The organism is Pseudomonas sp. BF-RE-25 (genome assembly GCF_019956105.1).
Lineage (GTDB): Bacteria > Pseudomonadota > Gammaproteobacteria > Pseudomonadales > Pseudomonadaceae > Aquipseudomonas > Aquipseudomonas migulae.
This window is the reverse complement of record NZ_JAHBDB010000001.1, coordinates 54,065-69,474: the sequence shown is the minus strand read 5'-3', so window position 1 is coordinate 69,474 and position 15,410 is coordinate 54,065. Positions and strand designations below refer to the sequence as shown.

At 60.4% G+C, this 15,410-nt stretch carries 15 protein-coding genes; 10 read left to right on the top strand and 5 right to left on the bottom strand.

Going from position 1 to position 15,410, the window contains the following annotated elements; translation table 11 throughout:
* The first annotated feature begins 30 nt into the window (after positions 1 to 30).
* From rodA to KGB24_RS00285, 8 genes are all read left to right on the top strand, one after another.
* On the top strand, positions 31 to 1,134 hold the full coding sequence (gene rodA, locus KGB24_RS00320) for a rod shape-determining protein RodA (protein ID WP_050550375.1): 1,104 nt from the start codon (positions 31 to 33) through the stop codon (positions 1,132 to 1,134).
* 17 nt (positions 1,135 to 1,151) lie between these two features.
* A complete protein-coding gene (gene mltB / locus KGB24_RS00315) occupies positions 1,152 to 2,162 on the top strand; it encodes a lytic murein transglycosylase B (protein ID WP_008035098.1) in 1,011 nt (336 codons plus the stop codon).
* Positions 2,162 to 3,172: a septal ring lytic transglycosylase RlpA family protein gene (locus tag KGB24_RS00310; protein WP_008035099.1), complete on the top strand. Its 1,011-nt coding sequence runs from the start codon at positions 2,162 to 2,164 to the stop codon at positions 3,170 to 3,172. Before mltB ends, KGB24_RS00310 begins: the two co-directional genes overlap by 1 nt.
* A gap of 182 nt (positions 3,173 to 3,354) precedes the next feature.
* The gene (locus KGB24_RS00305) at positions 3,355 to 4,512 is read left to right on the top strand and encodes a D-alanyl-D-alanine carboxypeptidase family protein (protein ID WP_008035100.1); all 1,158 of its coding nucleotides are present in this window, start codon (positions 3,355 to 3,357) and stop codon (positions 4,510 to 4,512) included.
* A gap of 86 nt (positions 4,513 to 4,598) precedes the next feature.
* Positions 4,599 to 4,874: a DUF493 domain-containing protein gene (locus KGB24_RS00300; protein WP_008022933.1), complete on the top strand. Its 276-nt coding sequence runs from the start codon at positions 4,599 to 4,601 to the stop codon at positions 4,872 to 4,874.
* Positions 4,874 to 5,521 carry a lipoyl(octanoyl) transferase LipB gene (lipB, locus tag KGB24_RS00295; RefSeq protein WP_128871443.1) on the top strand — a complete coding sequence of 216 codons (648 nt, stop codon included), beginning with the start codon at positions 4,874 to 4,876 and terminating at the stop codon, positions 5,519 to 5,521. Before KGB24_RS00300 ends, lipB begins: the two co-directional genes overlap by 1 nt.
* Before the next feature lies 1 nt (position 5,522).
* Complete coding sequence (gene lipA / locus KGB24_RS00290) at positions 5,523 to 6,548, top strand: lipoyl synthase (RefSeq protein ID WP_008035102.1); 1,026 nt, start codon at positions 5,523 to 5,525, stop codon at positions 6,546 to 6,548.
* A 160-nt stretch (positions 6,549 to 6,708) separates the two neighbouring features.
* The gene (locus KGB24_RS00285) at positions 6,709 to 7,659 is read left to right on the top strand and encodes an LD-carboxypeptidase (RefSeq protein ID WP_223414466.1); all 951 of its coding nucleotides are present in this window, start codon (positions 6,709 to 6,711) and stop codon (positions 7,657 to 7,659) included.
* Positions 7,660 to 7,755: 96 nt separating this feature from the next.
* Here KGB24_RS00285 and KGB24_RS00280 read toward each other — a convergent pair whose 3' ends face one another.
* From KGB24_RS00280 to leuS, 5 genes are all read right to left on the bottom strand, one after another.
* Positions 7,756 to 9,078: a lytic murein transglycosylase gene (locus KGB24_RS00280; RefSeq protein WP_223414465.1), complete on the bottom strand. Its 1,323-nt coding sequence runs from the start codon at positions 9,076 to 9,078 to the stop codon at positions 7,756 to 7,758.
* Positions 9,079 to 9,140: 62 nt separating this feature from the next.
* Positions 9,141 to 9,305: an alternative ribosome rescue factor ArfA gene (gene arfA / locus KGB24_RS00275; RefSeq protein ID WP_008035105.1), complete on the bottom strand. Its 165-nt coding sequence runs from the start codon at positions 9,303 to 9,305 to the stop codon at positions 9,141 to 9,143.
* Between the two features lie 189 nt (positions 9,306 to 9,494).
* Positions 9,495 to 10,532 carry a DNA polymerase III subunit delta gene (holA, locus tag KGB24_RS00270; protein ID WP_223414464.1) on the bottom strand — a complete coding sequence of 346 codons (1,038 nt, stop codon included), beginning with the start codon at positions 10,530 to 10,532 and terminating at the stop codon, positions 9,495 to 9,497.
* A gap of 39 nt (positions 10,533 to 10,571) precedes the next feature.
* Positions 10,572 to 11,177, bottom strand: a complete 606-nt coding sequence (gene lptE / locus KGB24_RS00265) for an LPS assembly lipoprotein LptE (RefSeq protein WP_008035109.1) — start codon at positions 11,175 to 11,177, stop codon at positions 10,572 to 10,574.
* Positions 11,178 to 11,264: 87 nt separating this feature from the next.
* Positions 11,265 to 13,871 (bottom strand): leucine--tRNA ligase, encoded by a 2,607-nt coding sequence (leuS, locus tag KGB24_RS00260; protein ID WP_223414463.1) that lies wholly within the window; start codon positions 13,869 to 13,871, stop codon positions 11,265 to 11,267.
* 279 nt (positions 13,872 to 14,150) lie between these two features.
* Between leuS and KGB24_RS00255 the strand changes: the two genes are divergently transcribed.
* Together KGB24_RS00255 and KGB24_RS00250 are read left to right on the top strand one after the other, a co-directional pair.
* A complete protein-coding gene (locus KGB24_RS00255; RefSeq protein WP_008035114.1) occupies positions 14,151 to 14,471 on the top strand; it encodes a hypothetical protein in 321 nt (106 codons plus the stop codon).
* Positions 14,472 to 14,578: 107 nt separating this feature from the next.
* Positions 14,579 to 15,340: a YdcF family protein gene (locus KGB24_RS00250; protein ID WP_008035115.1), complete on the top strand. Its 762-nt coding sequence runs from the start codon at positions 14,579 to 14,581 to the stop codon at positions 15,338 to 15,340.
* Positions 15,341 to 15,410 lie beyond the last annotated feature (70 nt).

The following is a 15,410-nucleotide window of genomic DNA, read 5'->3' as shown; positions in this document are numbered from 1 at the left end:
TTCGATCGCATCCTCTCCAGCGAGGATGTGATGCGTCGCCGTGCGACGCTGTTGCAACGCATGCACATCGACGGACCGCTGCTGATCCTGCTGCTGACCCTCGCCGCCGGCAGCCTGTTCGTGCTGTATTCGGCCAGCGGCAAGAGCTGGGACCTGCTGGCCAAGCAAGCTACTTCGTTCGGCATCGGCCTGGTGTCGATGATCGTCATCGCCCAGTTCGAGCCGCGCTTCATGGCCCGTTGGGTGCCGGTCGCTTATGTCGTCGGCGTGCTGTTGCTGGTGGTGGTGGACGTCATGGGTCACAACGCCATGGGCGCCACGCGCTGGATCAACATTCCGGGGGTGATCCGCTTCCAGCCTTCGGAGTTCATGAAGATCCTGATGCCGGCAACCATCGCCTGGTACTTGTCCAAGCGTACCTTGCCGCCTCAGCTCAAGCATGTGGGCGTCAGTCTGTTCCTGATCGGTTTGCCGTTCATTCTGATCGTGCGTCAGCCAGACCTCGGCACTTCGCTGCTGATCCTGGCGGGTGGCGCATTCGTTTTGTTCATGGGCGGGCTGCGCTGGCGCTGGATCATCAGCGTGCTGGCCGCCGCTGTGCCGGTGGCCGTGGGGATGTGGTTTTTCATCATGCACGACTACCAGAAGCAACGAATCCTGACGTTCCTCGACCCGGAAAGCGATCCGCTGGGCACCGGCTGGAACATCATTCAGTCAAAAGCCGCCATCGGTTCCGGCGGCGTGTTCGGCAAGGGTTGGCTGCTGGGCACGCAATCGCACCTGGACTTCCTGCCGGAAAGCCACACCGACTTCATTATTGCGGTGATGGGTGAAGAGTTCGGCCTGGTGGGCATCTGCGCACTGCTGCTGATTTACCTGCTGTTGATCGGTCGCGGGCTGGTGATTACCGCCCAGGCCCAGACATTGTTCGGCAAACTGCTCGCGGGCGCCCTGACCATGACGTTTTTTGTTTACGTTTTCGTCAACATCGGTATGGTCAGTGGCCTGTTGCCGGTTGTAGGGGTGCCGTTGCCGTTCATTAGCTACGGAGGAACTTCGCTGGTAACGCTGCTGTCAGCGTTTGGGGTTTTGATGTCGATCCATACCCATCGCAAGTGGATCGCACAGGTTTGAATAAGGTGAAGATTTCAATGCAAGTAATGCGTGGCTGGGCGACTCGATACGCGCCATGGGTCGGCCTGGTAAGCATCCTTGGCACAGCGCAGGACGCGTTGGCCGGCGATTACGAAGGCTCACCCCAGGTGGCCGGCTTCGTCGGTGAAATGACCCGCGACTACGGTTTTGCCGGTGAACAGCTGATGGGCGTGTTCCGCGAAGCCGAGCGCAAGCAGTCGATTCTGGACGCGATCTCCAAGCCCGCCGAACGGGTCAAGCAGTGGAAAGAATATCGCCCGATGTTCATCACCGACGCGCGCATCGCCCGCGGCGTGGATTTCTGGCGGCAGCACGAGGCGGTACTCGCCCGTGCCGAGCAGGAATATGGCGTACCGGCTCAGGTGATTGTCTCGATCATCGGCGTTGAGACCTTTTTCGGTCGTAATACTGGCAATTACCGGGTAATCGACGCCTTGTCGACCCTGGGTTTCGACTATCCTCCCCGTGCTGAATTCTTCCGCAAGGAATTGCGTGAATTCCTGTTGCTGGCCCGGGAAGAGCAGGTCGATCCATTGACCCTCAAAGGCTCCTACGCCGGGGCGATGGGCTTGCCACAGTTCATGCCGAGCAGTTTCCGCGCCTATGCGGTGGACTTCGACGGTGACGGCCACATTAATATCTGGACCAATCCGGACGATGCAATCGGCAGCGTCGCCAGTTATTTCAAGCGTCACGGCTGGGTGGCCGGCGAACCGGTGGTCAGCCGAGCCGATGTGCGTGGCGATCAGGTCGACGAAGGTTTGACCACCGGCATCGAACCGACTAAAACCGTCGGGGAGTTGCGGGCTCTAGGGTGGTCAAGTCATGATGCGCTGCGCGATGATATGCCGGTCACGGCATTCCGCCTGGAAGGTGACAATGGCCCTGAATACTGGATGGGCCTGACGAATTTTTACGCAATCACGCGTTATAACCGCAGCGTGATGTACGCCATGGCAGTACATCAACTGTCTGAACAGCTGGTCCAAGCACGGGGCGTCAAGTAATGCGGGCATTGCCTATGAATAAACCCCTGAAGCTGATGGCATTCGCCGCGTTGGCAGTGCTGGTCGCCAGTTGTTCGACCAGCCGCGCACCGTCGCAGAAATCATCCACCGCCGTGCGCTCGACGCCGGGGCTGGACATCAACCGCGCCCACAAAGATGGCGCACCGTGGTGGGACGTCGACGTATCGCGCATCCCGGATGCCACGCCGACCCTGCACACCGGGCCTTACAAGGCCAACCCGTACACCGTGCTGGGCAAGACTTACTTCCCGCTGCAAGAATCCAAGACCTACGTCGCCTCGGGCACGGCGTCCTGGTACGGCACCAAGTTCCACGGCCAGAACACCGCCAATGGCGAGGTTTACGACCTGTATGGCATGAGCGCCGCTCACAAGACCTTGCCACTGCCGAGTTACGTTCGGGTGACCAACCTGGACAACAACAAGTCAGTGATTTTGCGGGTCAACGATCGCGGGCCGTTTTACTCGGATCGCATCATTGACTTGTCCTACGCTGCCGCGAAGAAACTCGGCTACGCCGAAACCGGCACCGCACGGGTCAAGGTCGAAGGCATCGACCCGCAGCAATGGTGGGCGGCCAAAGGCCGTCCGGCGCCTTTGATGCTCAACGAGCCACAAGTAGCGCAAAATGCCGCCCCGACGATTACCGCATCGGCCGGCACGGTCGAGCAATGGACGCCTCCGCCGCAGCAACACGCCGCGGCCGTTGTACCCGTGCAGATCGATGCAAAAAAAAACGCTTCTGTACCAGCCTCTGGCCAGTATCTGCAGGTGGGCGCGTTCGCCAACCCGGACGCTGCAGAACTCCTGAGATCGAAGCTCAGCGGGATGGTGAGCGCTCCGGTGTTCATCAGCTCGATCGTGCGCAATCAACAGACACTGCATCGGGTGCGCCTGGGGCCGATCGGCTCGCCGGGTGAAATCCAGCAAGTGCAGAACAGCGTGCGCCTGGCCAATCTCGGTTCGCCGAGCGTGGTCACCGCCGAGTAATACGTAGTACTTGATTGACGGTTCACTTGCGGTTTTGAGGGGTGGACCTGGTTGTTGGCTCGTTGAAGAACAAAAGCCCGGCAAGGGTACTGAGTGAACGACTGAACACGCGACAGCTCGTTAGAAGGCTGTCTGATTAGTTTTGCCTTCGGGCAGTTTCCATTAGCGATTTCGAGAGACGGATGAACATCACCACCTTTGCCAAACGCCTGTGCCTTCTAGTCCCGCTGCTCCTCTCGCCTGCCGCTTTCGCGGTCGAGATGATGCCGTCGCCGCCACAACTGGCCGCCAAAGCCTATGTGCTCATGGATGCCAGCAGCGGCAACGTGCTGGTCGAGAACAACGGTGACCAGCGTCTGCCGCCTGCCAGCCTGACCAAGCTGATGACCGCGTACATCGCGACCCTGGAAATCCGTCGCGGCCAGATCGGCGAAAACGACCCGGTGACCGTCAGCGAAAACGCCTGGCGCACCGGCGGTTCGCGGATGTTCATCAAGGTCGGTTCGCAAGTGACCGTCAGCGACCTGCTGCACGGCATCATCATTCAGTCGGGTAACGACGCCAGTGTTGCGCTCTCCGAGCACATCGCCGGCAGCGAAGACGCGTTCGCCGACATGATGAACAAAACCGTGGCCGACCTGGGCATGACCAATAGCCACTTCATGAACCCGACCGGTCTGCCGAACCCTGAGCACTACTCGTCGGCTCACGACATGGCTGTGCTGGCTCGCGCGATCATCCACGAAGACCCGGCTCACTATGCGATCTACTCGCAGAAAGAGTTCTTCTGGAACGGCATCAAGCAACCTAACCGTAACCTGCTGCTGTGGCGCGACAAGACTGTCGACGGTCTGAAAACCGGCCACACCGACGAAGCCGGCTACTGCATGGTGTCTTCGGCCGTACGTGATGGCATGCGCCTGATCGCCGTGGTGTTCGGCACCAACAGCGAAGTGGCACGTGCGTCGGAAACCCAGAAGCTGCTGACCTACGGTTTCCGTTTCTTCGAAACCCAGACCTTCTATCAGAAAGGCGCCGAGCTGGCTCAGGCCCCTGTCTGGAAGGGCAGCACCAATCAAGTCAAGGCCGGCCTGGCTGAAGACCTGACCATGACCCTGCCCAAAGGCCAGCTGAAAAAGCTCGCTGCCAGCATGACCATGAACCCGCAACTGGTTGCGCCAATCGCCAAGGGCGACGTGATCGGTAAAGTCGAAGTCAAACTGGACGACAAGGTGGTGCACAGCGCTGACCTGATCGCTCTGGATGGCGTCGAAGAGGGTGGTATCTTCCGTCGCATGTGGGATAGCATCCGTCTATTCTTCTACGGCTTGTTCAACTGAATTAGTGTGCACCTGCATGGTCCCGCGCTCATCCGGCGCGGGGTCATGCCCGTCGCCACGGCTTACGCTTACGAGGCCGTTACGCCATGACCGATACTGAAGTAAAGGCGCCCAAGATCGAATTCCCCAACGTTGATTACCCGGTTAAGGTGATCAGCGATACCGGTGTTGGCAACAAAGACAGGATCATCGAGATCGTCAAGAAACACGCGACGATCAACCATGACCGTGTGGATGAGCGCCAAAGCACCAACGGCAAATACACCACGATTCAATTGCACATCGTCGCCACCGACCAGGACCAGCTGTACAACATCAACAGCGAACTGCGGGCTACCGGCTTCGTGCACATGGTGCTGTGATGTCTGGCACGCTGGGCTTTCGCGAGCTCGGCCAGATGGCGTACGAGCCGGTCTGGCATGCCATGCAACGCTTCACCAACGAACGCGGCAGCGATGCCGCAGACGAGATCTGGCTGGTTGAGCACCCGCCGGTGTTCACCCAGGGCCAGGCCGGCAAGGCCGAGCACTTGTTGCTGCCGGGAGATATTCCGGTGGTGCAGGTCGATCGCGGTGGTCAGGTGACTTATCACGGTCCAGGCCAGTTGGTCGCCTATCTGTTGCTCGATGTGCGCAAGCTGGGGTTCGGTGTGCGTGACCTGGTCACCCGCATGGAACACTGCCTGATCGAGCTGCTGGCCAGCTACGGCGTGACGGCTGCGGCCAAGCCGGATGCTCCGGGTGTCTACGTCGATGGGGCGAAAATCGCTTCCCTGGGTCTGCGGATCCGCCACGGTTGTTCCTTTCATGGCCTGGCCCTGAACGTGGACATGAACCTGGAACCGTTTCGACGGATTAATCCCTGCGGCTACGCCGGGCTGGCGATGACCCAGCTGAGCGATCACGCAGGATCGATTGAATTTGCCGAGGTAAGTGCCCGGCTGCGCGCGCAGCTCGTCAAACACCTCGACTATGCTGAGCAGACGACCCTAACGGGCGGAATCGACTGATATGACTACTGATGCAGTGCAAACCATGATCCCGACGCTGGATGTCACCGAGCGTCCGGCCCCGCGTGCCAAGGTTGAAGCCGGCGTCAAGCTGCGCGGCGCCGAGAAGGTTGCACGCATCCCGGTAAAGATCATTCCTACCACCGAACTGCCGAAGAAACCTGACTGGATCCGCGTGCGCATCCCGGTTTCCCCGGAAGTCGACCGCATCAAGGCGTTGCTGCGCAAACACAAGCTGCACAGCGTGTGCGAAGAAGCGTCCTGCCCGAACCTGGGCGAGTGCTTCTCCGGCGGCACCGCGACCTTCATGATCATGGGCGACATCTGCACCCGTCGCTGCCCGTTCTGCGACGTTGGCCACGGCCGTCCGAAACCACTGGACGTGAATGAGCCGGAAAGCCTGGCCATTGCCATCGCCGACCTGAAACTGAAATACGTAGTGATCACTTCGGTTGACCGCGATGACCTGCGTGACGGCGGTGCCCAGCACTTTGCCGACTGCATCCGCGAAATCCGCAAGCTGTCGCCGAACGTGCAGCTCGAAACCCTGGTCCCGGACTACCGTGGGCGCATGGACGTGGCGCTGGAAATCACCGCCGCCGAGCCACCGGATGTGTTCAACCACAACCTGGAAACCGTGCCGCGCCTGTACAAGGCTGCGCGTCCGGGTTCGGACTACCAGTGGTCGCTGACCTTGCTGCAACGCTTCAAGCAGATGATGCCGCACATTCCTACCAAGTCCGGCCTGATGCTGGGTCTGGGCGAGACCGACGAAGAAGTCATCGAAGTCATGAAGCGCATGCGCGAGCACGACATCGACATGCTGACCCTCGGCCAGTACCTGCAACCGTCCCGCAGCCACTTGCCGGTGCAACGTTTCGTGCACCCGGACACCTTCGCCTGGTTCGCCGAGGAAGGTTACAAGATGGGCTTCAAGAACGTCGCTTCCGGTCCGTTGGTACGTTCCTCGTACCACGCCGACGAGCAGGCGAAGCTGGTTAAAGCTGAACTGATCTCGTCGTTGTAACAAAACGCCCGCAAGGCTTTTCAGCCTTGCGGGCATTTTTTTGGCCGTGCCTACGGCAACTACAGTCTTTTCCTGCACGCTGTGGGGCGACTGTCCCTCTTCTGTTTATTCCCGTTCCTGACTACTGTGTGCAGAAGCTTTCGCGCAGGGAGATTCATGGATGACCGTTCGACCGACCCACACTCTTTTTCCCCACAAACCCGTACCGGCCTTGCCCTCGCAAGGGCTGATCGGCGTCATTGCGCCCGCAGGCCCCGCTGCACTGGACACCGATAAGGCCATCAGCTGGATGCGCGCGCGCGGTTACGCATTGCGGATTTTCCCTGGTGTGTATGAGCAGGACGGCTACCTGGCCGGCAGCGACGACGTGCGGCTCAATGACCTGCACGCCGCGTTCGCGGACAGCGAGGTCGATGCGATCATTTGCCTGCGCGGTGGTTACGGCACGCCGCGTTTGCTCGATCGCATTGATTTCGAACTATTGCAGAACAACGCCAAGCCGTTCATCGGCTACAGCGATATCACGGCGCTGCACCTGGCGATCAGCCGTTATGCCGGGTTCGTGACTTTTCATGGCCCGCTGCTCAACGCTGATTTATTGGGGGACAAGCAAAAGCCTACCGAGTCCTCGTTTTTCAACATGCTCAGGGGGCAGGTGAAGGCGGGCAGTGTCTTGACGCACCCGGTGGCTTACCCGTTGACCACAATCGAGCCAGGCATCGCTCATGGGCGCTTGCTGGGCGGTAATCTGTCGATGATTGCCGCGACCATGGGTACGCCTTATGAAATCGAGGCCGAGGGCGTCATCCTGCTTATCGAGGACATCAACGAGCCGTTGTACCGCATCGACCGATTGCTGACTCATCTGCGTCTGGCCGGCACGCTGGGCAAGCTGCGCGGGGTTCTGGTGGGCGATGTGGCGGGGGTCGACTCGATTGCGCTGGAGCGGTTGCTCAAGCAGACGTTCGAGCCGTTGCGGATTCCGGTGTTGTCGGGGTGGCGCAGCGGGCATTGCGATCCGAACCTGACGCTGCCCATGGGGGCATTGGTCCGGCTGGATGCGGGGAGCAAGGAGTTGGTGTTGGAGCAGGATGTTGTGATCAAGCGGTAGATATTGTCGCCAGATAGTCAGTCATCGCCGGCAAGCCGGTCTCGCTCCCACAGGTTATGCGCGAACCCTGTGGGAGCGAGCCTGCTCGCGATGCTTTTAGCGGTTTCTCAGGCCTTCGAGCAACTTGTGCGTCGGATACCCGTCCGCCGGCCAGCCAAACGACTGCTGGGCGCTGCGGATCGCTTTGCGGGTATTGGCGCCGATGATGCCGTCGGCGGTTCCCGCTTCGTATTTCTGCGCGCTCAGCAGGTTTTGCAGCTCGATCCGTTCGGTACGGCTCAGCGGCAAATCATCCTTGGGCCAGGTGCCATTGATGAAACCCGCGCCGTTGAAGCGCCCAGCCAACAAGCTGACGGCCAGCGCATAGGACGACGAGTTGTTGTACTTGAGGATCGCACGGAAGTTGTCGAGCACCAGGAATGCCGGGCCACGATAGCCCGCCGGCAGCAGCAGGGCCGCCGACAGGTGTTCCGAACCGGCCGGAACCTGGCCGCCGTTAGGCAGCGTGACGCCCAATTGCTGCCATTCGGCGACGCTCTTGCGAATCGAGCCATCGGCCAGCACGTAGTTGAAGCTGCCCGGCAGCTGCACTTCAAAGCCCCATGGCTGGCCTTTCTGCCAGCCAGAGCTTTGCAGGTAGTGCGCGGTCGACGCCAGGGCGTCGGCAGAGCTGCCCCAGATGTCGCGACGGCCGTCGCCATCAAAGTCCACGGCGTGGGTGTTGTAGGTGGTCGGGATGAACTGGGTCTGGCCCATGGCGCCGGCCCAGGAGCCGAGCATTTTCTCCGGCGCGATGTCGCCCTGTTGCAGGATCTGCAGGGCCGCGATCAATTGCGCGTGGGCGAAACCAGGGCGCCGGCCTTCGTAGGCCAGCGTCGCCAGGGAGTTGATCACCGACTTGCTGCCCTGAAACTGGCCGAAGTTACTTTCCATGCCCCACACCGCAACCAGTGCCTGACGATCGACGCCGTAGCGTTGTTCGATACTTTGCAGGATGTCGGCGTACTGGCTGACCAGTGCCTGACCTTTGCGCACGCGCAGCGGCGACAGGGCGCCATCGAGGTATTCCCACACCGGGCGGGAAAACTCCGGTTGGCTGCGGTCGGCACGGATCACGCTGGTGTCCAGGCTGACATTGGCGAAGGCGCGGTCGAACAGGTCGGCGCGGATGCCGGCGGCCAGCGCATCCTTGCGGAAACCCGCCTGCCATTCGGCGAAGGTCTGGGTCGGCTGGATGTCGAGATTCTCACCGGTCGGCACCACGGGCGGGATCACCGCTGGGGCTGTCGCGACGGGAAGGGTCTGAAGCGGTTGGGCGTCGGCGGCGGTCGGTTTTTCCGCGCAGGCGACAAGCAGAACGAGGCTGGAGGCAGCAATCAATTGGCGAAAATGCCAACGACGGGAAATACAAAGGGGCATGCACGGGTCCAGGGAATACGGATCAGGTGCAGACCTTAACATGTTGAGCGATGGCTTGCCTTTCAGGCCGCCAGAAAGTAAGAAGCCTCCCAGTTGTCAGACTGGAAGGCTTCGCGGCGGTAGCTGCCTTTGCCCTTGCCGGCTCGTTCCTGACGGCTGCGGAACAGTGGCTGGGCGATGATGGATTTGGCCTTGTTGGGGCCATGTTTAGATGGCTTTTTGCTCATGATCGGATCTCTCGATTGAGTGGGGTTTTGCGGGGGGAAATAATCTGCCGAAGTTGGGGTTCTGTCTAGACCCCACATTGCGTAGGACCTTTCGGACGTCTTCGCGGGCAAGCCTCGCTCCTACAGGTTTAGCATCGGATCTGTAGGAGCGAGGCTTGCCCGCGAATGGCCGTGATGCGGTCGAACGCCTTATTCGGCAGGCAATGTCAGCCGCTGCCCAGACATCAACAACGACAGCCGACTCAAACTCATCCATGGCGAACCCGCCGCCTGACCTTTGATCTGTGCGTCGATGCGCTGCGCTTCCAACAACAACTGTGCCCAGCGTTGCGCCGAGTAGCGTTGCAAGGCTTTGCTCATCAGCGGTTTGCGTTTGTCCCAGACCGGCGGTCGGGCAGAGCTGAAGGCTTTGTCCAGCGGCACACCCTGGCTGTATTGCAGCGAGAGGTTGGCCAGCAAGCGCAGTTCCCGGGCCAGCGCCCAGAGAATCACCGGCGGCTCGACGCCTTCACCGCGCAGCCCTTCGAGCATGCGCAGGGCATGAGCGGCTTCGCCGTTGAGAATCGCGTCGGTCAGGCCGAAGACATCGAAGCGCGCACTGTCGGCCACCGCGGCTTGCACGGTTTCGACGGTAATCTGCCCGCCTTCGGCCATCAGCTTGAGCTTTTCGATCTCTTGCGCGGCCGCCAGCAAGTTGCCCTCGACTCGCGCGGCAATCAGTTCCACGGCGTCCTGGCTGGCGGACAGGCCTGCCTGGGACAAGCGCTGCCGGATCCAGCCCGGCAACTGGCTGGCGTCCACCGGCCAGATTTGCACGAACTGAGTGTGCTGACCTTCGATCAGCGCCTTGCCCCACTTGGTTTTCTGCGCGCTGCCGTCGAGCTTCGGCAGGCTGATCAGTAACACGGTGTCTTCGGCCGGTCGCGAGCAGTACTCGATGAATGCGGCTGCGCCTTTGTCACCGGGTTTGCCGGATGGCAGACGCAGTTCCAGCAGGCGTTTTTCAGCGAACAACGACATGCTTGCGCCGGCTTGCAGCAGCGTTCCCCAGTCGAAACTGGCTTCGGCGGCGAACACCTGACGTTCATCGAAGCCCTGTTGACGGGCGGCTGCGCGAATGGCGTCGGCGGCTTCCTGACACAGCAGCGGATCGTCGCCACTGATGATGTAGACCGGCGCGAGCGTACCTTGCAGGTGTTTGGCGAGTTGGGCGGGGGCGAGTTTCATAGGCGAGGGCAAACGGGGCGCCTGAGCGCCCCGCAAGTCTTATTGCTGCGGGATTTCGACAGGCGACTGACGCGGCGTTTCCGCTTCAGCCTTCTGCGCTGCTTCCAGTGCTGCAGCGTCAGCTCTGACCTTGGCGTCGGCGGTCTGTTGCATTTGCTCCAGATGAGTCGGCGTAAGCTGTTGCAGGCGGATCATCATGCGTTGAACCAGTTCACGACTAGTGTCCTTGCGGGCATCGGCGGCTTCCTGGTCGGAACCCACCAGATTGTTGCCGTCGTGGATGAAGACCCGCTGCATTTCGATCTTGTCGCTCAACAGCGGCACGTCGCCGTGGCCATTGATGTCGTAGCTGAGCACGGTAGTGAGCTCATACTCGCCAGTACGGCCGGCACCTGCGTAGCTGAGAATGCGCTGGCTTTCCTGTTCATTGGTCAGCACCAGCTTGAACGGAGCACCGCTGTAGACTTTGACGCCGCCGCTTTCCAGCGCCTGACGCATCAGGTTCACGGTGTCGCCATAGGCATTGCGCGCGCTCAGGTCGATTTCCTTGATCGCCATTTCATAGGTGCCGGTGCCGCGCAGCTGGAAACCGCAGGCGCTCAACAGGACCGCGAGGCCCATCACCAGCAAATTGCGTTTGATCATCTTGTTGCTCCCCTTGAAACCATGTGGGCCGATCATGCGGCCCGAAAGGTTTTACTCGGCGCCAGGCTCACCTGGCGCCTGATCCAATTAGCTGGCGACGATATTGACCAGTTTCCCGGGCACTACGATCACTTTACGAATAGTCAGGCCATCGACAAAACGCAGCACGTTTTCGTTGATACGGGCAGCGGCTTCGATCTCTTCACGCGTCGCGCTGGCCGGCATTTCGATCTGGCCGCGCAGCTTGCCGTTGACCTGGATAACCAGTGTCAGGCTGTCCTGCACCAGTGCGCTGTCGTCCAGCACTGGCCAGCCGGCGTCGATCACCGGATCGGCGTGACCCAGGCGATGCCACAGCTCATGGCTGATGTGCGGGGTGATCGGAGCCAGCAGCAGCGTCACGGTTTCCAGACCTTCGTGAACCAGCGCGCGATCCTGTTCGGTCGCCTGCGGGGCTTTTTCCAACACGTTCATCAGCGTCATCACCTGGGCGATGGCGGTGTTGAATTTGTGGTTCTGGCCAACGTCGTGGCTGGCCTGTTTGATCGCCTGGTGGATCGAACGGCGAATGACTTTCTGCTCGTCGTTCAGGCTGGCGATGTCCAGTTTGCCCGGCAGGCCCTGAGTCACGTGCGCTTGAGCCAGACGCCAGACGCGCTTGAGGAAGCGGTGCGAACCTTCTACACCTGAGTCGGACCATTCCGCGCTCATGTCAGGCGGCGAGGCGAACATCATGAACAGGCGGCAGGTGTCTGCGCCGAACTGGTCAATCATCGACTGAGGGTCGACGCCGTTGTTCTTTGACTTGGCCATCTTCTCGGTGCCGCCGATTTCCACCGGCAGGCCGTCGGCGATCAACTTGGCGCTGATGACCTTGGCCTTGCTGTCGCGTTCGAGTTCGACGTCCGCCGGGTTGAACCAGGTGTAAGCACCATTGGCTTCGCGACGATAGTAAGTCTCGGCGATCACCATGCCCTGGGTCAGCAGGTTCTTGAACGGCTCGTTGGAGCTCACCAGGCCTTCATCGCGCATCAGCTTGTGGAAGAAGCGCGCGTAGAGCAGGTGAAGAATCGCGTGTTCGATACCGCCGATGTACTGATCCACCGGCAGCCAATGGTCGGCCGCGGATTTCTCCACCAGGCCGCCTTCATAGTGCGGCGAGGCGTAACGGGCGTAGTACCAGGAGGACTCGACGAAGGTGTCCATGGTGTCGGTTTCACGCTTGGCCGGTGCGCCGCATTTCGGGCAAGTGCACTCGTAGAACTCGGGCATGCGGGCCAATGGCGAACCGGCGCCATCCGGCACCACATCTTCCGGCAGTACGACAGGCAGCTGGTCTTCCGGGACCGGCACGTCACCGCAGGTGCCGCAGTGGATGATCGGGATCGGGCAGCCCCAGTAACGCTGACGGCTGATGCCCCAGTCGCGCAGGCGGAACTGGGTACGCGAGGCGCCGAGGTTTTTCTTGATCAGCGCGACTTCCATGGCGTCGAAAGCGCCTGCGAAGTCGAGGCCGTCAAATTCGCCGGAGTTGATCAGCGTGCCGTGCTCGCCGTAGGCGTCTTGCCACGGCGCCGGGTTGGTGTCACCTGAACTGGTGCGCACCACCGATTTGACCGGCAGGTTGTACTTGTGGGCGAACTCGAAATCACGCTCGTCGTGCGCCGGAACAGCCATGACCGCGCCATCGCCGTAATGCATCAGCACGTAGTTGGCGACCCACACCGGCAGCTTCTCGCCGGTCAGTGGGTGCTCGACGAACAGGCCGGTCGGCAGGCCTTTTTTCTCTTGGGTGGCGACGTCGGCTTCAGCGACGCTGCCGCCCTTGCATTCAGCGATGAACGCTTGCAGCTCAGGGTTGTTCTGTGCGGCCAGGGTGGCCAGGTGGTGTTCGGCGGCCACGGCGACGTAGGTCGCGCCCATCAGGGTGTCCGGACGGGTGGTGAAGACTTTCAGCGCGCCGACTTCGCCGATGGAATCGACGTTGTACGGGAACTGCACTTCCATGCCGCGGGACTTGCCGATCCAGTTGCGCTGCATGGTCTTGACCTGTTCAGGCCAGCCCGGCAGATCGTCGAGACTCTCCAGCAGTTCATCCGCGTACGCGGTGATCTTGAAGTAGTACATCGGGATTTCGCGTTTTTCGATCAGCGCGCCGGAACGCCAGCCGCGACCGTCGATCACTTGCTCGTTGGCCAGGACGGTCTGGTCGACCGGGTCCCAGTTCACGGTGCCGCTCTTTTTGTAGATCACGCCTTTTTCGAACAGGCGAGTGAACAGCCATTGTTCCCAGCGGTAGTAATCGGGCTTGCAGGTGGTCACTTCACGCGACCAGTCCACCGCCAGGCCCAGGCTGCGCAGCTGGTTTTTCATGTAGGCGATGTTTTCGTAGGTCCACTTGGCGGGCGCTACGTTGTTCTTCATCGCGGCGTTTTCCGCCGGCATGCCGAAGGCGTCCCAACCCATGGGTTGCAGGACGTTCTTGCCTTGCATGCGCTGGTAGCGGGAGATCACGTCGCCGATGGTGTAGTTGCGCACATGCCCCATGTGTAGCTTGCCGCTGGGGTAAGGGAACATCGACAGGCAATAGAACGTCTCCTTGCCTGGCTGTTCACTGACTTCAAAGGACTTTTGCTCGTCCCAGAACGACTGGGCGGCGGCTTCGATTTCACGGGGCTGATATTGTTCGTGCATGGCTACTTTTGAACTGAATAGGGGTGGCCTAATCCTCTTCAATGCGACGCTGGACGGTGATCACGCCAAATCGGCGTTTCGGTGCCCAGACGAGCTGGAAGTGGAGTTACAGGAAGCGCCGTAGCATACATGACCGCACTCTACCGAGGGAAACCCTGATTACTGCCGCGCGTCTCGCAGAAATGGCTGCGAGGGCCGTTGGTCGCGGCGTTCAGCCGGTTTGTTCATGGAAGCTAAGCTCTAAATGGGGAGTGAGTCTTATCTTCAATGAGGTGAGGGATGGTTGAGTCACAGCAAAAAGTTACAAAACCGGAGTTGTACGAAAGACTGATCGATCGTCTGGGATTGGCCTTGGACGCGGCAAAAACCGCTGGCCGGTTGCGCGATGAACGTCCCCTGGAGCTGGAGCTGCGTGGCCTGAGCCCCGCAGAGTTTGAACTGGTCAAGGCGTATCTGGACCGCAGTGAACGTGAAACACACGGATGCTTGTCAGAAGCAGTGAAGCAACTCGACGCACCACGTTCGGCCAAGATCATCTGGCTCAAGGACAAGGCACCCGGCAGAGACGCGGTAAAGGTCCGGTCTCTGCAATTCAAGTAAGGGCACTTGAACCCATGGCGTATGGTTTTTTAAAGCTTAGTCCTTTCGCATTTGTTGTCGCATTGCGTCAACCCACTTAGGCTTCGGGCATCTTCAGGAGATGCTCGATGCCTTTTCGTTACTTCGTTAAACAACTTCTGCTGCCTCCCGGCATTTTATTGTTGTTACTGGTGCTTGCCTGGTGGCTTCGCCGCTCAAGGCCGCGCCTTGCGGGCGTGTGCTTTGTATTGGGCGCGGGCGGTTTCTGGTTGATGAGTTTGCCGGTGGTGGTGCAGTGGAGCGCCGAAGCCCTTGAACGTATGCCCCCACTGGCTCGCGACGAATGGGCCGCCCTGGCTCAGCGTGCCGATGCAATTGTGGTGCTGGGATCGGGGCGTGAACGTGGCGATCCGGCCTGGGGCGCCGATCAGCCGACCGGTGTCGGTCTGGAGCGAGAGCGTTATGCCGCCAGACTGGCCAAGGCGTCTGGCTTGCCGATCCTGACCAGTGGCGGCCTGCATTACGGCACGCCACCGACAGAAGCCAAGTTGATGGCGGACTCGTTGCTCGATGATTTCGGCGTAACTGTGCGCTGGCAGGAAGGGCGCAGCCGTACGACCTGGGAAAACGCGCAGTTCAGCGCCGAGGTGTTGCTGCCACAAGGGATCAAGCGCGTTGTGGTCGTGACTCAGGCCTGGCACATGCCTCGGGCAGTCTGGAGTTTCCAGAAGGCAGGATTTGAGGTGGTGGCAGCACCTGTAGGGTTTTTAGGCGTAGACAACGCCCGACCGCTGGGTGGTTGGATGCCGGAGTTCAAGTCGATCTGGCAGAGCGGGCAGTTATTGAATGAGGCAGTGGGGCAGGTGGGGTATTCGTTGTTTTATCGATAACCCGAAGTTCACCCATTTCCTGTAGGAGCGAGCTTGCTCGCGATGAGTCTGAAAGCGGCGCTTGTTTGCG